Origin of the sequence: Streptomyces sp. NRRL B-1347 (assembly GCF_000720325.1) — a bacterium.
Classification (GTDB): Bacteria; Actinomycetota; Actinomycetes; order Streptomycetales; family Streptomycetaceae; genus Streptomyces.
This window is the reverse complement of the sequence record NZ_JOJM01000075.1, coordinates 1-18570: the sequence shown is the minus strand read 5'-3', so window position 1 is coordinate 18570 and position 18570 is coordinate 1. Positions and strand designations below refer to the sequence as shown.

Here is an 18570-nt window from a genome sequence, read left to right as displayed (position 1 = left end):
GAGACATCACCAAGTCGCCTCGACAGTCCTTACATACTCGGGCGCTGGGCAGCACTTGGTCCTCAGCCTGGCGCGCCGGGAACCGGTCGATCTCCTCCCGCCCTGCTCCACAGCGATTCACCAGCGATGACCGGGTCGGTGTGCTGGAGCAGGTGAGCGATCTCCTCGTGGGTGAGCAGCACGTTCGCGGGCCGGGCGTCGGCCAGGACCGGTCGTGCGGGGGCGGGGTGTGGGCTGCCAGGGCTTCGGCGGGCAGCCAGTTGTCGTCGTACTTCGGCGAGGTGGGTGCGAGCGCGGGCGGCGGCGGGGCGGTGGGTGGCCGCTTTGCGGACCTGCATGGCTGCGTAACGGGGCCCGTGGGGGGTGTTGTCGTCGTCTCCAGTGGAGACGGGGGGCCTGCGGTGAGGGGTGATGAGCCCGTCGGGCAGCTGGAGGTGGCCGGTGTGGGCGCGGCGGCGGATCTCCGCGGTGAGGTAGGCGGCGGCGTGGCGGGGCCGTCGGCGCACGGTCCAGCGGGACAGTTCGCGGGTGATCTCCTGGGCGGTCCAGCCCGCGGCGAGCAGGGGGCGCAGGGCGAAGGCGAGCTGGCGTAAGCAGAAGCCTTGGGTCCACCAGGTGTGGAGTTGGACGGATCGGGCCTGGCACATGGCGTGCGCGGCCTGATGGGCAGTCCAGTCCGTCGGTCGCTTCGGTCGCTTCAGTCGCTGGAGACGGGCAGGCGAGGGCATCGTGTGCTCGCGGGACGCGCTGTCTTTCTTCTCTCCTCGTACCGGTTCTGTCGTAGGGGGCTGAGGTGGCATCACAGAAGGGGTGCACGGGCGGGTGTTGTCCACACGGGTCCCCCGCCGCTGGGAAGGATGCTGGCGGCGGCGCTCGATGGCTGCCGCGGTGGCCAGTTGGCGGCCGTTGTCGGTGACAGCGGTGAACCTGGCGTTGTAGCCCTCGCCCGCGTCGGGAACGGGCAGCGCCTGATGTCCTACCTCACCGACCACAGCTGGAACCTGCTGCTGCACAACCAGGCCTTCTGTGAGGTGTTCGAGAACAACAAGCCGCCACGGAATCCGATGGAATGGATGTGCCTCTCCCCCTGGGCACGCACGGTCATCCTCCTCGACTGGCACCGGATCTGGGCCCCGGCCGGGCTGAACCAGGTGAAGAACGCGGTGAAGGCCTACCCCCGCAACCCGGTACTCCTCGACATGGCCCGGCGCATCAACCAGGACCCGGAGGCGCGGCCCATCTGGAAGGGAATCAACGAACCCTACACGCACCCGGACGGTGACAGCCGCCCCTTCTTCCACCCCAAGTACGGCGCCGGGTGGATCGACATCACAGCGAGCACCCCGCTGGGCATGCACAACGGCCGTCTCGTCACCTTGGATTTCCGGAGAAAGTGAGAGCGAGAACCCGCATGGAAACGGAGAGTCCAGGCGTCGCCTGTGAAGGGTCACACCCGGAGCCGGCAAGCTCCGAAGCCCGCACCGTCGACGGCGGCCTGGCCGAGCTGGTCCAGGACATCGCGGAAGTCCCCCGCCAGCGCGGGTACCACGTCGGCCGGCCCATCACGTGCTCGGTCGAGAACGGATCTTCCCCCAGGTGGTCGTGAAGGTCGACGCCACCACCTACCTCAACATCTCCTGCCCCAGCCCAGTTCTCTCAGGGACCTGGCGCGCCAGCAAGCTCGTGGCAGGGCGACAGGACGTGGTGGAAGAACTGAACCTGCTCGACGGCGAACTCACCGCCGAGAACGTCGTCGAAGCCAGCCTCAGCGCCCTCGAGCTGCCCTGGCGACCGTCGTGGGGAACGTGACGCGGGCAGCGCGGACGGCCCTGTAGGCGTCCCGGCCGCGGCTGGGACGCCTACAGCGGCCGCGTTATCCCAAGCTCCTGCATGGCGGTCGAGGGCGGCCCGCCCTCGGAGCGTTCGGTCTTGTAGCCCTTGGCTCCCGCGGCGAGCGTGCGGGGGTCGACGGCCTCGGCCGGGGCCCCGGTGGCGTACAGCCCGTCGGGGGCGGAGTCGCGGTCGTGGGGCAGGAGCCAGAAGACGCGGCGGCGGAAGGTGCCCGAGGAGCGGGAGGGCTTGGCGCTGGCGCCCAGGCGGGCGTAGCCGACCATGCGGCCGTCGCGGTGGTAGGCGGGTTTGCCCCGGCGGGTGGGCAGCCGGTCCAGGCTCTGGCGAACGTAGTCGAGGCTGTCGAGGTCCTCCAGCCAGACGAGGTCGGCTTCGTGGCTGATCTCGTCCTCGGTGATCAGGGAGCTCATGCTCGCTCACTCTCCTGGCTGTCGAGCAGTCCGATGCCTGGGTAGTACTTGCGCTGGTTGGACGTCATCATCTGCTTCGGCGATGTCAGGCCGACCAACTCGCGGGTGCGGGCGGCGAAGGCCCTGGAGGACATGGCCGGTGCCCCTTCATTTTGGCACCACGTCTTGTACGCGGTGTACAGGTGGGTCTGCTCGGCTCGCAGTTCGGGGTCCAAGGCGCAGCATTCGTCGTAGAAGCGCCCGGTGTGGTCTTCGGTCTCGGCGTACGCGGTGGTGGCGATGCGGACCCGCTCGGGGCCGATGAGGTCCTTCTCGCCACCGAGGTAGCGACGGGCGCCGTCGATGAGCCAGTTAAGGATGCCGGGGCCTTCCTCGGTGACGAGGATGTCGGCCAAGTTGTCGATCTTGCGGTCGTCGGAGACGACGCGCTCGAACGGGATCAGCCGCATGCGGCGCCAGAACGCGAAGCCGCCCGTGCCCACTTCGGGACGGTGGTTGCCGAGCAGCCACAGCTTGTGCGTCGGCTGGAAGCTGAAGAAGTCCTGCCGCATCCGGCGCGCCTTGATCCGGTCACCACCGGTGAGGAGCTTGACGCGGGCCTCGTCGAACTTGTCACCCGGCTTGATCTCCGAGCACACGATGACCCGGCGGCCGTGGAGCTCGGCGAGGTCCGTGGGGTGGCCCTCGTAGGGGCGGGCCATCAGGAAGCCGGGCGGGCCCGCGTCCGCGTAGTCGCCCAGGAGCTTCATCAGCACGTCCAGGAGGACGGACTTGCCGTTCTTGCCCGCGCCGAACAGGAAGGGCAGGACCTGGCCGCCGACATCGCCCGTGACGGAGTAGCCCAGCAGCAGCTGCAGGAACCCGATCATCTCGCTGCCCTCGGCGTCCTCACCGAAGGTGTCGGTCAAGAAGCGGTCCCAGCGCGGGGTCGGCATGTGCGCCGGGCCGACGGCCGTAGAGCGGGAGTGGAAGTCCTTGTTCGGATCCGGGGTGCTCACCAGGCCGGTGCGCAGGTCGACAATGCCGTCGGGGGTGCACAGGGCGTAGGCGTCGGCGTCCAGCAGCGCGGCGTTCAGCACCATGCCCGGGGCCGATTTGGCCTGCGCGAGCATGGCGTTGATGCCCGCGGTGGACAGGGCGCGGCGGCGGTGCTTGTGCAGGGAGTGGGAGGGGTAGAGACCCCGTGGGTCCTGGGCGGCGATGTTCTCGGCGAGGTCGCCCGCAGCCCACAGCACGGTGTCGTCCTCGTCGATCTGCCAGCGGGTGGTGTCCCAGCGGTACCAGCCGATGCCGGGCACGTGCCGGTAGTCGTTGGCGTAGAGCTTGACGAAGAGCTTGGCGTTGCCGCGGTCGGTGAGCGTGTCGGGCAGCAGCCCGGCCGGGGTCGCTTCCCCGGGGGCCGGGGCGCGGGTGGCGTCGACCTGGGCGGGCACGGCCTGGGTGTGCTGGCTGCGGATCTGCGCTGCGACGGCTTCGGGGTCGAAGGAGTCGTAGTCGAAGAGCGTCTCGTTGCCGGGCGATGTCATGGGCGTCCCCCGCTTGTGTGGAGGGGGCGTTTGAGGCCTGCGGACAGGCCGCTGCGGATGATCTGTTCCGTTCGGCGTTCCTGGCCCGGGCGGGCGGCGGCTGCGGTTTCACTCAGAGCGCGTTCGGCCTCGTCCTGGGTCAGGCGTCCGGCCGCGACGAGCCCGCCGAGGGTGTACGCGGCGCGGTTGAGGGCGTCGGTGAACCCGGCGCCTTCCGCGACCTGGCCGCAGGCCTCGACGGGCGCGAGCACGGTGTTCAGCAGGCGGGCGGTCCGCTCGCGACCACCACCCGCGGCCAGGACGGCCTGCTGGGCTCTCGGCGGCACGGGGCGGGGCGCTGGGATGTGGGCCGCGGGCAGGTGGCCGGTGCGCTCCAGTTCCTGGGCCAGCCACTGCGGCAGCGCCGTCGGCTGCCGTACGTCGCCGACGGGCGTGTAGCTGCCCGACGTTGTGGTGGTGCCGGGGGCGATGATGTAGCTGCCGTGGGCACGGATGTCGACCTGCCAGGCCAGGGCACGGCCGGGGGTGGAGCCGACGGAGGACTGCCAGCGGCGGGAGTCCTCGGCGCGGTACCACACGTGCAGGCCGCCGGAGGGGGTCCGTACGCGCAGGGTGCTGGTGTCGTTGGCAGGGCTGGGGTGGCCCCGCAGCGCGGCCAGGACGGCGATGGTGTGGAAGCCGTTGGCCATCCCGGTGAGGTCGACGTGGTCGTCGATGGTGATGCCGGGCAGCAGACGGTCCCGGTCCGGGAGCGGTGCGGGGTGGGCGTCGATGTCCAGCACGATCAGTCCTGCGGGGCCGCAGGCGACTCCGATGCCGGACCCCGGCTGGGCGCGCCACCACTGGGTGATGCGCTGCTGGTCGAGGGTGGCGGCGTGGAAGCCGTGGCACCAGCGGCCGGCGGGCAGGCAGGGGCAGTTGCGCGGCTCGTGTTTGGTGTCCCGGCAGTCCCGGCAGTTGGCGGCCGGGGTCTTGCGGCCCGGGGCCAGCGGATGGACGGGCCAGCCCTGGCGGGCGCACCACAGGGCGGCGGCGAGTGGTTCAGCGACTGAAGGCTTGAGGGCGGGCTGCCTTGAGTCGCTGCGAGGAAACCGCAGCTCAGCAGGCATCTACATCCCCTATCAGCGACCGAAGCGACTCAATGATGGACACAGATTAGCGAACGTTGAGCCTGAGGTTGTGGAGCACGTGCGGAAGAGGCGATATCCGTGTCCACGATGAGGCCCGACCGGGCGGATCAGCGACTGAACGGGGAGTCCAGCGACTCAAGGCCGTTTGGTCGCTTCCACAGTAGCTTCTTGAAACCCCAGGTCAGGACAGAACCAGAGATCAAAAAGCGACTGAAGCGACTGAAGCTTCCTATATATGACGCACACACGCGCACGCTAGCTCTTCATATATGGGGAACTTGAGTCGCTTCAGTCGCTAACTCTCTACCCTCGCGCCTCTGACCTGCAGGTTTACCCGTGTGAGACCCAGCGACTGTTCAGTCGCTGGGTCGCTTGGCTTCAGTCGCTGAGGGTTCCAGGGGCCTCTGGGGCCAGCGACTCAAGCGACCGAAGCGACTGAACCTCCGACACGTCGCTCCCCCACAGCAGGTTTCAGTCGCTGCCCGCTGAAGCTGCCCCCGGCGCGCCTGTCCTGTGCTTGGAGTGTCGGCTCCCGGTCGGAGGGTCGCCTCTCGGCCCGTGCCAGTGGTGAGCCCTCGATCCTGGTTCTGGTTTCGGCACCGGAACGTGGGCCTGGCCTGTTTCTCCTGCTCAGGAGGACGAGAACCAGCGTGGGAAGACTCCGTTCACGCTGCCCAGCAGTGCATGGCCCTGCCTGGGACGTCCCCGTTGAGGTGAAAGGTCTGGTCGGAGAACCCTCACATGAAACGTACGACTGTTCGCCCGAGTTCCCCGGGAATCCGGGCGCCCCTGCCTGGGCTGGCAGTCCGCGGATGGCTGGTTTTAGACGGCAGTGAGCAGAACGCCTGGCTACTGGAGGAGGCGGAGAGTTGGGGTCAGGCCCTCCAGGGAGCCGTCTCTTGCTTCCCGGTCTGGACGACCACGAAGGTCTGCCCGAGGTTTGCCCCGGGCGTGTTCGAGTCCACGACGGGCACTCGTGGCTCGACTCCTCCCGGAGTACACTCGCGTCCCTTCCTCTGAGGCAGGTCACTCCCCCACTCGCCAGGTAAGAGCTCGAACCGAGTGGTCAGCTGAGGGCGGTGCAGGGATGAAGGCCTCGCTGGTGGGCTCTTGCCCAACACCGCCTTGACAGGGCCTCCCCCGGCAGCCCGCCGACCGCAGGTCTTGCGTCGTCCTGCCTTCCAGAGAGGCCCGACTCAGGAGTGGCGTCCAGCGGCAGGCATCGATCCCGAAGGCGCCGTCGGGGCCGATCATGAATCCGTAGGCCATGGACACCCGACATTCTCCGGCCGGAATCAACCAGCCCTCAGCGGCCGAGCCCTCGGGGCAGTCGGCTTCCAGGATGCGCGGACCGCCTTCGTAGAACGGGGCAGGCGGCAGGGCAAGACCGCCCCAGCGATCCTGGAAGGCGGCGGCCCGGTCGATTTCCGAAGCCGGAACCCGTGCTCGATCCACTCCTGTCGCGATCGCCCGGCGCCCTGCCGAGGAATACGAATGCCGCCCGCCTCAACGAACCTTTTGGCCCGGTCGCTGAGACCGGCAGGCGCGACTGGGATGGGCGATACATCAGCGGCGGCCGTCATGGTGCCCGAGTTTAGAGACGGGGCTCGATTTCGCTCCGGGTGTCAGCCGCCGCAAGCAGGTGTCATCTACCGCGAGCAGTCCCAGCCGGGCGCCAACCCGTGCACTCCGCCGGGCCGACTCAAGTACCCAAGAGCAGATCGGCTGCTCCGGCACATCAGCTTCCCAGGCGTAGCCACCGCCCCTTCCAGGCCCTCCAGGAGGCGCAAAAACGCCTGTACGCCCCTCTGGGCGCCGAACTCCGGCCGGAAGGTCGCGCCATACCAGCCGTTACCTGTACGGCGCTCTACGCCCCCTTTCTGAGGGTCGCTTTTGTCCCGACTTGCGCAAAATCAGGATTCTGTGAGTTTCTCGCTCTGATGCGGGATGAGCCGACTGAGGGTTCGCTCGGCTCCGGCCGTCATCTTGAGCCGACGGTCTGGACGCCGCGATCCGCCGCTGGATCGTCAGCGAGAAGCCCGCGCCGGTCGCGACCAGACAACAGACGCGGCCACCGCTGGACCGTTCCCCAGGTCGTGTGTCCGTACGTCAATCCTTCCGCTCGCTTCGCTACGGCTGGCAGCGCAGGCCGCTCCCTCCTCTTGCTGGTGTGAATGAAGACGGGCGGCTTCTCGCGGCCTAGCGCCGTCCGCGGCATCCCTGGCGGCGAGTATCGGTCTGAGGACCGCTTGGGCGCCGATGCCGCAGATACGCTACGAACGCGAAGCCTTCGGTCTCCATCGTCACGACCGTCTCGCACACCTCACCAGGCCCAAGCGAGGAGTCGAGACACCGACGATTGCTGTCAGTTCGGACGACGGTTCCTCAACCAGCTGGGAGGAGGCGGTTCTGACGGTACGCCACGTTGATCCTCCTCGGCCTGTCTCCCCGTGTGCGTCGCTTCCCCGGACGGGCTGTCCCGCGAGGGATCCCGCATGAACCCGCCCAACCCGCCCACACAAGAGACTTTCTAACGTGTCGTGGCAATGATTGATGTTCGACGTTAGTAAGGTAGCCCCTATGAGTTCTCCAGCCACCTCGAACGACCGCGAGAAGGTCGTATCCAAACTGCCGGGATGGCTCCGGCAGAACCTGAAGATCCGAGCAGCCCAGCACGGCATCGAGATCCAGGCCGCCGTAGAGCAGGGCATCAACGACTGGATGGCGCTTGCCGCCAGCCCCAGCGCCGTCGACACCGCCGGAGCTGACTCCTTCTCCACCTTCCTCCCCCACGGCCAGTGGGACAACTTCCGCCAGACCGTCACCGACCGGCGCGTCTCCCTGACACAAGGTCTGGCCCAGTCGGTCCAGCTGTGGTTGGAGAAGAATCCGGCCCCCAGCGTCCAGCGCGCCAAGCACCCGCGCCGCCGCATCGTCTGCAACCAGAAGGGCGGCGTCGGCAAGACCGCCGTCACCGCCGGCGTCGGCGAGGCCTTCGCCGAGACCTCCGAAGCCCTGCATCCGGTACGGATCTCCCGGCACTTCGCCGCCCAGCTCGAAGGAACCGACCAGGACGATCCGCTGGACGTCGAGGACCTCCCCGGCCTCGGACGACGCACCCTGCTCGTCGACTTCGACCCGCAGCGGCACCTCACCAAGCAGCTGGGCCAGGACGAGATCCCGATGGACCCGGACGTCGACAGCCTGAGCAAGTACATGTCCGGCGAGGCCAAGGGCGACATCCGCGACCTGATCGTGCCCATCGCCGACGACCGGTACGGAGGCCGCCTGGACCTCCTCCCCGGCTGCCAGGACGGCTTCCTCCTCGACGTGGCCCTATCCAAGGTCCGCTTCCGGGAGGCTGCGCTCGAGCGGGCACTGGCTCCCCTGGAACCGCTCTACGACGAGATCATCGTGGACTGCCCGCCGAGCCTCGGCCTCAGCATGGACGCCGCGATCTACTACGGCCGCCGTCGCGACGAGGAGACCGCAGGCAGCTCCGGCCCGCTCATCGTGGTCCAGGCCGAGGACAGCAGCGCCGACGCCTACGACCTCCTCATCACCCAGATCGAGGACCTCCGCAACGACATGGGCGTGGAGATCGACTACCTCGGCATCGTCGTCAACCTGTACGACCCCCGCCGAGGCTTCATCGCCACCTCGTCGCTCGAGGCCTGGATCGACATAAAGGATCCAAAGGTGGTCGCCGTCATCGGTGATCTGACAGACCAGCGCAAGGCCGTCCGGCTCAAGCAGCCCTTGTTGTCCTTCGCCCCCCGCGGCGAGCAGGCGGCCACCTTCCGCGCACTTGCCAGGGAGATTTCATGAGCAGCCGCGTAGCCGACCAGCTGGGGACCGGAGCGTCTTTCGGCAGGACACGCGGAGGCGTCAGCGCGCGCCGCCAGGCCGTCGCCGCCACCACCGGGGCGCCGACCACAGGTGCCCCGGACAGCCGTCTGCGCACCCTGCCGCTGGGCCAGTTGGTGCCCACGCGGTTCAACCCGCGCCGCAACTTCGGCAACGAGCAGGACCTGCGCGAGTTCGGACAGCGGCTGGCCAAGAAGCAGCTGCAGCCCGCCGTCGCCGTCACCCGCGATGCCTATCTGGCGTTGTGGCCGGACGAGGCAGACAACGTAGGAGCTGCCCACTACGTCCTGGCCAACGGCGAACGGCGCTTCCGAGGCTCCAAGGCCGCAGGCCTTCCGACCCTCGATGTCGTCGTCGATGACGAGGTCGCCAAGTCACGCGCCGACTTCCTCGACGCGGTCTTCTCCGAGAACGACGACCGCGAGGACCTCGATCCGATCGAGCGAGCACTCGGCATCCAGACCATGGTCGAAGAGCTCGGCGGCAAGGCGAAGGTCGCCGAGTACTACGGCAAGTCAGCGGGCTGGGTCACTCAGCAGATCTATCTGCTCGATCTCGTCCCCGAGCTCCAGCAGCTGGTGAGCTCCGGCGATCTGCCGGTGCGGGAGACCCGGACCCTGGCGAAGCTGCCCGCGGATGAGCAACTGGCCGCCTGGCAGCGGCGGGATACGCAGCGTCAGGAAGAGAAGGCGCAGCCGCGGCCGCCCCGCCCGTCGATGCCCGAGCCCAGCATCGAGGCCCAGCCGACTGCCGCACCTGCCCAGCCGACGGAGAGCTTTACCGCGGTAAAGGACGAGACGCCTGTCGAAGCGCCAGAGCCGACTGACTCCCCGGGCTTTACCGCGGTAAAGCCCGCCCGAGTCCACGACACGGAAGCCGAGGCGATCGTCGAGGCCGCCGTACCCGCTCAGGTGACGCAGGAGCAGCCCGCCGAAGCTGCCCCAATCGCGGCTCCCTCCCCTTCCCCCTCGCCTGCCACTCGGGCGATGCCGCAGCCCGCCGAGGTCCCTCAACTGCCGTGGGGCGACCCGCTGTGGTTCGACCACCAGCTGCGCAAGCACATGTCCAAGGAGAACCGAGACCGCCTGGTCTGGCTGCTCCAGGCCGCTGAGGACGACAAGGAGTAGACCCCTCCCCCGGTCTCCCTCGCTCCGCCGCCTGTGCGGCTCGGCGCTCGGGCACCGCTCCTCGAATTCCACGACGTGGGCCAAGGTCCGGCTCCTGCAACGGTTCTCCGTTTCAGGAGCCGGACCTTTGTGCTGCGTGCTCCGGGGCAGGCAGCCTGGGCACCGTCGTCCTCCCGGCTAGGTCGCGCCCCTGACTGCGTACCGAGAGCGGACTCTTACCCAGGGCTCAGAGCCGACCTCTAGTCCTCGGTGCTTGCCCAGTCCAGATCACCTTCCTCGTCTGTGACGGGGAAGTACGTATCCAGAGGCTTGCCGGTCTCCAGTGAGGTAGCTGTCGCTTCCATGAGTGCCGTTGTGCCGCAGCAACGACTCCCTCAACGGCTCGGGAAAGGACAGGCCGGTGATCCCTTCAGCCTCGGTGATCACCGCAGGGTCCGCTGGGGGTGCGAGACCGGCGAACGTCCCCGGGGCGTGAAGGGCCAGCCATCGCTCGATGCGGATCCAGGACCCGGATATCGGTAACGGCATCCCCGGATGATGTCAGCCGATCACCGCGAGGTGACGTGTCACTGGAGGGTTTTCAGACGAGTCGGTGGAACCCACGGATCTCCTGGCAGGCTCAGACACCGATGCCCCTTCTCGTGGGTGGGCTTTACCGCGGTAAAGCCCACCCACGAGAACAGCCGGTGTACGGGTGCACGCTTGTGGCAGTTCTAGCGCGGGGGCCGCTTGGCGGGAAGCGGGGGCAGGAACCCGTCCAGGACGGCGTCCAGGAACTCGCTGCGGTTGTCGAACCCGTACGTGCTGGCGTAGGTGTCGTAGACCGTGAGCTCGCGGGGCGTGGGCCGGAAGCTCTGCTGCACTCCGTGCTTGGTGCCGCAGCGGTCCACGCGTCGCGTCGGCACCTCCTCGAACAGGCCGTCAGGGTCATCGTCCTCCGGGCTGACCGGCTGCTGACGGTGGCGGACCTGCTCGCGCAGCGACGTCCAGAGGTCGTGCTTCTTGGCGTGCAGGAAGGCTCGCTTCACGACGACCGCGTTGGTCGGCTCCACCCCGGTCTGGACTTTCGTCGCGGTCTGGTAGTTCAGGAACCGCTTGCGCACCTCGCTGTGCACCATGACCGTGCACTGGCCCGGCGAGTTCGCCGTGTGCATCTCGGGCAGGTGCGGCACCACCACCTCATGCGGCCCGACCGGGGCCGCCGGGCTGGCCGGAGGTACGACAGGTGCCACAGTGCGCTGCGCCACGGGTGAGGCGAGCGGCGTAGCCTCAGCAGCGGGAGACGGTACGGGGGCTGATACCTCCCCTACCTCTACTCCCCCGGTTTCCTCCTTGGTGGCCGGCTCCGCGGGGGCGTCATCGGGCTCGGGGGCCGGCTCCGGCGCGGCGGCGGGCTGCGGTGCGCGTGGTCCGAAGGCAGCCAGAGCGGCGCCGCTGTCGAGGCTGAAGGCGTCGAGTGCCGAGTCCTTCTTCAGGCCACCGTTCTGGGTGCGCTCATCGGTCTTCGTCTTCTTGGCGGCGGCTGCCTTGCTGGGCTTGGCCGCGGTTGCTTTGGTGGCTGCGGTCCGCTTGGTCATGCCGCGCCCTTCTGCTGAGTCGTCTCCTGGTCCAGCGCCGCCTTGGCCTGCAGAACCTCCAGGGCCAAGGAGCGGTAGTCACCGGCTAGCGCACGCAGGGAGCGCCGGACGGCGGGGTCGAGGTCGGCGGCGGTGTCGACGGCCAGTTCCTGCGGCACGGCACCGTGAGTACGGCAGGCCACAGCGGCCGCCTCCACGTGGCGGATCGTCTGGTCCATGACTGGGGCCGCGCCGTTGAGATCCTCAGCCAACTGATTCTTGATCTTCTTCTGGACGCGGGTGGCCGCAGACGCGGTCGCGAAGATCACGACCCCTAGCAGGCGCAGCAGGGGGTTCAGTTGCCGGGCCTGAGCGAAGCGCCGGGCGACAGTGCGTAGTCCCTTGCGTGAGGATGGATCGGAGCGGGTGGGTACCAGAGTCATGTCGCCGGCTACGAGGGCCTGCAACTGCAGAGGTTCGGAGCCGGGCGCGACATCGAGGATGATCACGTCGTAGAGGTGTCGGACGGGGTCGATGGCGGCGGCGTACATGCCCATCCAGGCGAACTGGTCCTCGGGCGCGCCGCTGTTCACGGCCACCCGCCGCTGGCAGTACAGCTCCTCGATCACGTCCTGCAGCGCGGGGCCGCCGGGGATGACGGAGAGATTGGGGCGCGCCTCTCCGACCGGCTCGAAGGGCTTGCCTTCGAGGAGAGCCGCGGCCTGGGCGTGACCGTCGTCGGCGAGCCCGCTGGCGGCCGTACCGAGGTCCTCGTCCTGGTTGCCCTGTTCGTCCATCTCGACGAGGAGGACCTTCAGGCCGGTCTTGGACAGCGCCGCGGAGAGAGCTGCGGCCAGACTGCTCTTCCCGACCCCGCCCTTGCCGTTCACGATGACGATGACCTTGCGGTCGTGGACGCCCTCGCTCATCAGTTGCAGTCGGCGGCGGAGCACGGCTTTCACATGCTTGAGGTCCACGACGCCGAGCTTCACGGTGCGCAGGGCCACTGACATCACATCCCGTCACATTTTGGACATCATGTGATGATCGACGTTATGCCTCATGGCGGCCACGTCCAGTGCGACACACAGCCCTGTCGCCTACTGCTGCTGTCCGTTCACCTGGCTGGACGCAGCGGGGGGCGAATCGTGGGGCGTGGATGCGTGCACGACGGCTAGCGCGGGCTCTAGCACGATGCCTAGCCCGGTCGTTCGTGTAGTAGCTAGCGCGCTAGCTACTACGACCGAGTTGCTCGCCGCTGTCCTGAGAAGGCTGGTGGCATGAGGCTTCGCTGCTTGTCTCAGTGCTGCCTGCGCGACAGGGGCACCTTGGGTGCGGCGGGACCAGGGGAGTGTGGAGCCCGGGGGAGTGGCATGTTCCCTCTTGCTGTGAGCGGTGCTGCTCAGAGCCTCCGGAGTTCGTCGGGGACGGAACATGGCCTGTTGTCAGGACCGGCCACGGACCTTCGTGGGGCAGGGAGCTTTACCGCGGTAAAGCGGTGGCTCTGTCGAGGGGGAGTCGGCACGACCGCCGTGACGTCCCCGATGAGGCGCCGCATCAGCTGATGATGGATCCATCGCTGACCGTAGGTGTGTGGGAGAGCTGACGGCCATCGCCGAGAGGTTCGCACCTGACTGCCGGTTGCCCGCAGTCGCCGTGATCGAGCAGGCGGCACGAGCGTTCCCCGACTTCGACGACAGGGTCATGGAACTCTGCCGCTGAGGTCCCTGCCCCAGGGGAACCGTCTCGTCTCAGTGGAAGTAGGCCATCGCCAGGTGGTGACCTGAACTGCGGCCTCCTGAGGGTTTAGGTGCCATCGCTGCGGCGGTGAGCGCGCCGGAGGCGTCTGAGGGCTTCGAGCTCGGTTCGAGGGAAGTGCTCGCCCCACTTGCTGCGGTAGCTGCTCTCTCCGTAGGACCGAGCCACCTCGTCGAAGCAGAGGATCACGGCTCGGGCGATCGTGTCGATGGGGAGCTGAGCCGACCAGATCTCGGTGCCCTTGTTGTCGTGGTCGCTGCCATGACGCAGTTCCAGAACGCGGACCCAGCCGTCCTCGCCTTCGCCGTAGAAGATCCAGCGGTAGGCCGTCGGCTCCGCTTCGAACTGCGCGCGGGTCTCCGTCTCGCCGCCGACGAGCCGGGTCACCGCAGTCAGGAACTCCTCGGGCGCATTGCTGATGTAGGACGCGGTGAGCTCTGCTTTCGCCCGCTCGTCCTCAACAGTGCAGTCAGCCCACCCATGTGCTCCCAAGGCCCAGGTGATGCGCAGGCCGGAAGTCACTGCGACTCCTCGGCGAAGAGGTGCTGGATCTCGGCTGCCAGAGCCGCGTTGTCCAGGGAGCTGATGGTCACGCCGCCGGGATTCTCGTCGCTGGCGCCGGCAGGGGAGATCATGGCGAAACGCTAGGACAGCAGCACCTTCGATGTCATTCGGATTCATCGGCGGTAGCGGTCGTCCAGGTTGAGTGAGGCAGGTGCTGACCCGTACGAGGGCCGCAGAGGGCAGACCAGGCCCGTGTGTCAGCAAGAGCGAGCATGGCCAAGGCTGACTCTCGACGTCAGACGAAACTTGGACGGCGTAAGCAGGCCGGACGCCCTGGTCCTTCTTCGAGCTTTACCGCGGTAAAGCTCGCCGCACCTGCAGCCGGACGCGAGCCACAAGCGGGAGGTGCCGTGCCCCGCGTGGGCGATCACAGCGGAGGATCCGCCGAACGTGATCCAGCAGCACAGCAGGTAGTCAGTTGGGCCGCGCAGATGAGGAGCAACGGTTGGTGGGGGAGTGGCCAGGGCGGGGCAGGACACCGGGCTGGTGCCTTGGGCAGCCGATGAGGTCGGCGAGAGGAAGTGCCGCTGGCCCGCCTCGGCGGAGGCCGTTCGCTACGAGGCCACCGTGCCGGACGAGGTCCCGTACGAAGGGAGGTGGTCAGTGGCGGATCCGGCCTCATCGATCACTTTGTAGCCGGAGACAGAGGGCCAGCGGACCGTGAGCACCACGGACTCCTCCTCCGCGCACCAGGAATGATCGACACCGCGACCCCAGACGACGTAGTCCCCTTGCTGGGTCAGAAGCACACTGCGCCCGGGCAGTTCCACACGGAAGCGCCCGCTGATGAGAACGAGCAAGGCGGTCCGTTCTTCGCCGGTCACCCACTGAGCCCGCTCATCGCCGGGGGAATGGACACCCCATTTGATCTCTACGGCCTCGCTGTGCCGAGGGTCGGAGGCATCCTTGAAATGTCCCAGCAGCCACCCCCGGTCCAGTGCCGCGTCCTTGCCAGCATTTCCCACATACACACCGTCGGTCATGGCTCCGGACGGTAGCAGCCGCTCGTATCAGCACTCACACGCGCGACTTCGCAACAGGTCATGGCCCGGCATGGACCCGGCAGGACGGGCAGCACGGCCGGGTGCCGGGTGGCTGATGCTGTGGGAGGACGTGCGCTGCTTCTTCGATGCGGACTTGATGGGGGGCTGCCGGACGTACGGGTGCCGGATTCTTCGGTACAGGATTGGCAGGCGGCGATGTCGACCTGCGCCAGTCGCAGGGCCAGGAGCGGCTTGATGTGTTCTGTGGCTTCCTGCGTGAGCTCGGGCGACGGCTGGGCAAGCCGGTCCTGGTGGATCCGGCAGGCGACTTCGGTCATCCGGTACTTGGCTTCGATGTTGGGAGCGATCGAGTCGTCCTCCTCATAGCCCCGCAGGTCATCTGAAGAGGCCGAGGGTTGGGTTGCGTAGAGGACGGGACGATGTCGCTGCCGACGGGTCGCCAGTGCGTGGCGAACATCCGGTCGCTGTCCTGTGAGTTCAAGGTTCTCTCCAAGTTCTTGTCAGGTCTCCCAGGCACCTTGGGGACGGTCCCGACCGGGAATGCATAGACGCTTACGCAGCAGCCTCCTTGGCCTACTCGCCCTGGTCACCGCCGCAACCGGCCTTGTCGCGGCGGCTCCGGCTCCGGCTCCGGGGCTTGCGAGCAGCGGAGGGGTGAGGCCAGTCGTCATCACGTCGCTACGAGCTCAGGAGCCGGGGACCGCAGCGGACGACGGTCCCGTAGAGCGGGACGACAACAACCCGTGGAAGCTGAAGGCATGCCGTGCCGCCGCCGAGCCGGGCGAAGGGAATCCGACCAGGGATGCCAGGGCCAAGAAGTTGCTGCGCGGCGACGGAGTCTCCTTTCGCTCCATCACGGCGACGCTCGACGGTGTACTCGGATAGATCGAGCAGTCTGAAACGCTCCGCTGCGACGGGGCGTTCTACATGGCGTGCAGCGTCGGCTGTATATGGGACAACACGCCCTTGAAGTGGTTCGTCGACTACTCGTCGACTACAAGGACTACCCGGGCTACGCGAGGCACGTGTGGGACGCCACCCAACAGCCACACAGCCGTTCGGAGGCTTCCCAGGGGTTCAGATGCCGGGCGCTCTGGACACGAGGCTGACCCTCAAACGCTGACGCGACTGCACCAGAGCGCCGATGGCAATGCCTCACTTGACTACCGCCGTAAGAACGAGGGCATTCGCTCCGTTGCCTGCCGGAGGCTGAGCCCGAAGCCGGGGGAGGAGTGCGACGAGAAGGGCGACGAACTATGGGGCATGCCGTTCAACATCCCCCGTCCGAGCAGCGCAGCAGAACGGCACCTTCGCTGACAGGCAGTCAGCACCTTCCATGTTCCACATTCGGGCACCCGGGACTTCCCCGGGAGCCCGACGGCCGTGCCCTCGCGTCTTCGACATCGGGCCCCGGTCAGGCTTTCTGTTGGGACTCACCCCGACTGCGTCCCCTTGCTGAGGCGCGCTGTAGCCGACAGCCCGACGAGGAGCAGGAGGCTGGCTGCCGTCGCGAAGGCGAAGTGGAATCCGGACAGCGACAGCGCGTCGCGCTCCCCGGCCCCCGCGGCTTGGCCGGCTCCGGCCAGGACGGTCGGGCCGATGGCACTGCCGAGCTGCAAGGCGGTGGTCGTGAGGGCCGAGGCGGTGCCATGAGCATGGCCCGGGACATCGCGCAGACCGGTGGCAGTGAGCGCCGGAAAGGCCAGGCCTTGGCCGATGCCGGTGACGATCAGCCCGGCCAGGACCGCTCCCGCGTAAGGGCTGTGTGCGCCGACGGTGCACCACAGCAGCACGCCGCCAGCAGTGAGCACGATCCCCGATGCCAGGAGCGGCCGCGGTCCGTACGTTTTCATCAGCCGACCGGAGACCAGCGCGGCCATGGCGACGGCCAGGCTGACGGGAAGGATCGCGAGACCGGAAGAGGCCGGGGACATTCCGCGTACCTGCTGGAGATAGAGGGGCAGCAGGAACAGCGTCCCGGTCACGCAGAAGTAGAACGCGCCTGCCACCGCCGTCGCGGTCCGTACGCCGGACAGGCGCAGCAGACTCCGGTCCAGTACCACCGCGTCTCCGCCGGGGGAGTGGCCGCGGCGTGACCACAGGTATCCGCTGACGGCGGCGGCCGTGAGCAGCACACCAGCCCCCGGGCCGCCCCCGGGCCGGGACGCCATGTCGGCGCCCAGGACGATCAAGACGATGGCCGTCGCCAGCGCACCGGTGCCCGTCCTGTCCAGACGGGCCCCGTGACGCCGCGTTCCCGGCGGCAGCCACCGCACCGCGGCCACGATGGTGAGCACGGCCGCCAGGGCCTGCCCGGCGAACACCCAGCGCCATCCGACAGCACTGGTGATCAGGCCACCGAGTACCAGCCCGGCCCCATAACAGCCCGCCTGCGCCGCAGAGAACACACCCAGGGCGCGCGAGCGCATCGGACCGCTGGGATACACCGAGGTCAACAGGGCCGTAGCCGCGGGCATGGTGACCGCCGCGCCCGCCCCCTGCAGGACGCGTCCCGCCACGACCATCCAGAAGACGGGTGCCACGAACGCGAGCACCGCGCCCGCCACCACCGTTCCCAGACCCCAGACGAGCACGCGCCGGCGGCGCAGCCGGTCCGCCAGCGCCCCGCCGAGCAGCAGCAGACCGGCGAACGCGAGCGCGTACCCGGTCACCGCCCAGGACAGGTTCTGCGCCGAGGTACCGAAGTGTGTGCCCATCGAGGGCAAGGCGCTGTTGAGCACGGCGACACCGCCGGCATCCAGGCCCGCCGCCGCGCTCAGCACTGCCAGGGGCGTGTACCGGACCCGTACCGGTACGGCGGCGATGCCAGGTCCGCAGGGGAAGTCGACTGTCCCAGGGGCAGCGGACGCCGACCGGGACGAGGACGAGGAGGGAGGCGACAGTGCTTCCCCAGGGCATGCGGACATGAGCGAGCTCCAACAAGAACGGCGTGGACGGGTCTGGAGCCAGCCTGGGCCGGAACACGAACTGCCACGAGACACCGCTGCGGGCAGGCACCGGTGGGGGTGGCCCCGCCAGGGCCACCCCCACCAGCGATCAGGGGCGGGCCGATAATCGGCGTATGGCACCGTCCTCAGCACTGCCCGACCTGGCCCACTTCCTGCGCTCGCGCCGGGCACGGCTGACTCCGGAAGCCGTCGACCTGCCCCGCAGCAGGACCCGACGACTGAACGGGCTGCGCAGAGCGGAGGTCGCCGCGCTGGCGGGCATCAGCCCCGAGTACTACACCCGCCTCGAACAGGGCCGCCAGCGCCGCCCCTCGCCCGACGTCCTGGACGCGCTCGCCACCGCCCTGCGACTCGACGACGACGCCCGCCGCCACCTGCACCGCCTCGGAACCGGAAGCCCACCACACCTCGTGGCCCCCACCACCGCCGAAGCACCGGAGGTGCCGGAGACCACCCTGAGGCTGCTCGACTCACTGACCCTCTACCCCGCGCACGTCGTCACCCCCATGCGCGACAGGTCGTGGACGTCGATGACGGCCAGGAGCTGGTCCTCGAGGACCTGACCCGCGAGCAGGTGCTCGACTGGCGCACCCGCGCCGCGCACGACCACCAGATCGTCCACGACCACATCGACCGGTATGGCGAGCACTCCGCGCAGCGCCTGTTCACGCGGGCGCTCGTTTCGAACGTGCAGCGCCTCGCAGGCCTTGGTCACCTGGACCTCGGCTTCACCCCGTGGGGGCAGGCATGAGCGGCGAGGTGTCGGGCGTCGACCTGGCCCGCGTCGCGCTGCGGTCCGCGATGGAGG

At 68.4% G+C, this 18570-nt stretch carries 16 protein-coding genes and 2 pseudogenes; 8 read left to right on the top strand and 10 right to left on the bottom strand.

The features are described 5' to 3' along the window. Nucleotides 1–62 precede the first annotated feature (62 nt). A complete protein-coding gene (locus tag IG74_RS52425) occupies nucleotides 63–647 on the bottom strand; it encodes a hypothetical protein (RefSeq protein ID WP_158857945.1) in 585 nt (194 codons plus the stop codon). Nucleotides 648–857: 210 nt separating this feature from the next. Between IG74_RS52425 and IG74_RS0138220 the strand changes: the two genes are divergently transcribed. Both IG74_RS0138220 and IG74_RS0138215 read left to right on the top strand, forming a co-directional pair. Next, on the top strand, nucleotides 858–1397 hold the full coding sequence (locus tag IG74_RS0138220; RefSeq protein ID WP_158857943.1) for a hypothetical protein: 540 nt from the start codon (nucleotides 858–860) through the stop codon (nucleotides 1395–1397). A gap of 199 nt (nucleotides 1398–1596) precedes the next feature. Continuing rightward, nucleotides 1597–1809 (top strand): hypothetical protein, encoded by a 213-nt coding sequence (locus tag IG74_RS0138215; RefSeq protein ID WP_030686926.1) that lies wholly within the window; start codon nucleotides 1597–1599, stop codon nucleotides 1807–1809. Between the two features lie 50 nt (nucleotides 1810–1859). On the opposite strand, the gene IG74_RS0138210 is transcribed toward IG74_RS0138215, so the two are convergent. From IG74_RS0138210 to IG74_RS53760, 4 genes and pseudogenes are all read right to left on the bottom strand, one after another. Then, nucleotides 1860–2261, bottom strand: coding sequence for a DUF6009 family protein (locus IG74_RS0138210; RefSeq protein ID WP_030686925.1), 402 nt, complete (start codon nucleotides 2259–2261; stop codon nucleotides 1860–1862). Next, a complete protein-coding gene (locus tag IG74_RS0138205) occupies nucleotides 2258–3787 on the bottom strand; it encodes a DNA primase family protein (RefSeq protein ID WP_030686924.1) in 1530 nt (509 codons plus the stop codon). Before IG74_RS0138205 ends, IG74_RS0138210 begins: the two co-directional genes overlap by 4 nt. After that, nucleotides 3784–4896, bottom strand: coding sequence for a bifunctional DNA primase/polymerase (locus tag IG74_RS0138200; protein WP_030686923.1), 1113 nt, complete (start codon nucleotides 4894–4896; stop codon nucleotides 3784–3786). The genes IG74_RS0138205 and IG74_RS0138200 overlap by 4 nt, the downstream gene beginning before the upstream one ends. 1197 nt (nucleotides 4897–6093) lie before the next feature. Further along, nucleotides 6094–6500, bottom strand: a pseudogene (locus IG74_RS53760) (hypothetical protein); the annotation flags it as partial. Between the two features lie 997 nt (nucleotides 6501–7497). Here IG74_RS53760 and IG74_RS0138190 point away from each other — a divergent pair. Both IG74_RS0138190 and IG74_RS48300 read left to right on the top strand, forming a co-directional pair. Next, on the top strand, nucleotides 7498–8745 hold the full coding sequence (locus tag IG74_RS0138190; protein WP_030686922.1) for a ParA family protein: 1248 nt from the start codon (nucleotides 7498–7500) through the stop codon (nucleotides 8743–8745). Continuing rightward, the gene (locus tag IG74_RS48300; RefSeq protein WP_051856268.1) at nucleotides 8742–9911 is read left to right on the top strand and encodes a ParB/RepB/Spo0J family partition protein; all 1170 of its coding nucleotides are present in this window, start codon (nucleotides 8742–8744) and stop codon (nucleotides 9909–9911) included. The genes IG74_RS0138190 and IG74_RS48300 overlap by 4 nt, the downstream gene beginning before the upstream one ends. A 713-nt stretch (nucleotides 9912–10624) precedes the next feature. Here the strand turns inward: IG74_RS48300 and IG74_RS52420 are convergent. Continuing rightward, entirely contained in the window at nucleotides 10625–11488 is an 864-nt protein-coding gene (locus tag IG74_RS52420) for a hypothetical protein (RefSeq protein ID WP_158857941.1), read from the bottom strand. After that, nucleotides 11485–12474 (bottom strand): ParA family protein, encoded by a 990-nt coding sequence (locus tag IG74_RS0138175; protein ID WP_051856266.1) that lies wholly within the window; start codon nucleotides 12472–12474, stop codon nucleotides 11485–11487. Before IG74_RS0138175 ends, IG74_RS52420 begins: the two co-directional genes overlap by 4 nt. 586 nt (nucleotides 12475–13060) lie before the next feature. On the opposite strand from IG74_RS0138175, the gene IG74_RS54310 reads away from it, so the two are divergent. Continuing rightward, entirely contained in the window at nucleotides 13061–13189 is a 129-nt protein-coding gene (locus IG74_RS54310) for a hypothetical protein (RefSeq protein ID WP_267885632.1), read from the top strand. Nucleotides 13190–13273: 84 nt separating this feature from the next. Here IG74_RS54310 and IG74_RS0138165 read toward each other — a convergent pair whose 3' ends face one another. Both IG74_RS0138165 and IG74_RS0138155 read right to left on the bottom strand, forming a co-directional pair. Further along, nucleotides 13274–13747 (bottom strand): hypothetical protein, encoded by a 474-nt coding sequence (locus IG74_RS0138165; protein WP_199818949.1) that lies wholly within the window; start codon nucleotides 13745–13747, stop codon nucleotides 13274–13276. A 596-nt stretch (nucleotides 13748–14343) separates the two neighbouring features. Beyond that, on the bottom strand, nucleotides 14344–14772 hold the full coding sequence (locus tag IG74_RS0138155; protein ID WP_051856263.1) for a hypothetical protein: 429 nt from the start codon (nucleotides 14770–14772) through the stop codon (nucleotides 14344–14346). 70 nt (nucleotides 14773–14842) lie between these two features. On the opposite strand from IG74_RS0138155, the pseudogene IG74_RS50095 reads away from it, so the two are divergent. Further along, nucleotides 14843–15176, top strand: a pseudogene (locus tag IG74_RS50095) (hypothetical protein). A gap of 1050 nt (nucleotides 15177–16226) precedes the next feature. On the opposite strand, the gene IG74_RS0138150 reads toward IG74_RS50095, so the two are convergent. Beyond that, nucleotides 16227–17720 (bottom strand): MFS transporter, encoded by a 1494-nt coding sequence (locus IG74_RS0138150; protein WP_078869420.1) that lies wholly within the window; start codon nucleotides 17718–17720, stop codon nucleotides 16227–16229. A 155-nt stretch (nucleotides 17721–17875) separates the two neighbouring features. Between IG74_RS0138150 and IG74_RS0138145 the strand changes: the two genes are divergently transcribed. Both IG74_RS0138145 and IG74_RS0138140 read left to right on the top strand, forming a co-directional pair. After that, nucleotides 17876–18325, top strand: coding sequence for a helix-turn-helix domain-containing protein (locus IG74_RS0138145; RefSeq protein WP_051856259.1), 450 nt, complete (start codon nucleotides 17876–17878; stop codon nucleotides 18323–18325). Next, nucleotides 18283–18513, top strand: a complete 231-nt coding sequence (locus IG74_RS0138140) for a hypothetical protein (protein ID WP_030686903.1) — start codon at nucleotides 18283–18285, stop codon at nucleotides 18511–18513. The genes IG74_RS0138145 and IG74_RS0138140 overlap by 43 nt, the downstream gene beginning before the upstream one ends. Nucleotides 18514–18570 lie beyond the last annotated feature (57 nt).

Excerpts from the sequence above, each read along its gene's own strand:
- IG74_RS0138155 (WP_051856263.1), bottom strand. The coding sequence starts at position 14,772 with ATGACCGACGGTGTGTATGTGGGAAATGCTGGCAAGGACGCGGCACTG.
- IG74_RS0138145 (WP_051856259.1), top strand. The coding sequence starts at position 17,876 with ATGGCACCGTCCTCAGCACTGCCCGACCTGGCCCACTTCCTGCGCTCG.
- IG74_RS0138220 (WP_158857943.1), top strand. The coding sequence starts at position 858 with ATGCTGGCGGCGGCGCTCGATGGCTGCCGCGGTGGCCAGTTGGCGGCC.
- IG74_RS0138150 (WP_078869420.1), bottom strand. The coding sequence starts at position 17,720 with ATGTCCGCATGCCCTGGGGAAGCACTGTCGCCTCCCTCCTCGTCCTCG.
- IG74_RS52425 (WP_158857945.1), bottom strand. The coding sequence starts at position 647 with ATGTGCCAGGCCCGATCCGTCCAACTCCACACCTGGTGGACCCAAGGC.
- IG74_RS0138210 (WP_030686925.1), bottom strand. The coding sequence starts at position 2,261 with ATGAGCTCCCTGATCACCGAGGACGAGATCAGCCACGAAGCCGACCTC.
- IG74_RS0138200 (WP_030686923.1), bottom strand. The coding sequence starts at position 4,896 with ATGCCTGCTGAGCTGCGGTTTCCTCGCAGCGACTCAAGGCAGCCCGCC.
- IG74_RS52420 (WP_158857941.1), bottom strand. The coding sequence starts at position 11,488 with ATGACCAAGCGGACCGCAGCCACCAAAGCAACCGCGGCCAAGCCCAGC.
- IG74_RS48300 (WP_051856268.1), top strand. The coding sequence starts at position 8,742 with ATGAGCAGCCGCGTAGCCGACCAGCTGGGGACCGGAGCGTCTTTCGGC.
- IG74_RS0138190 (WP_030686922.1), top strand. The coding sequence starts at position 7,498 with ATGAGTTCTCCAGCCACCTCGAACGACCGCGAGAAGGTCGTATCCAAA.
- IG74_RS0138205 (WP_030686924.1), bottom strand. The coding sequence starts at position 3,787 with ATGACATCGCCCGGCAACGAGACGCTCTTCGACTACGACTCCTTCGAC.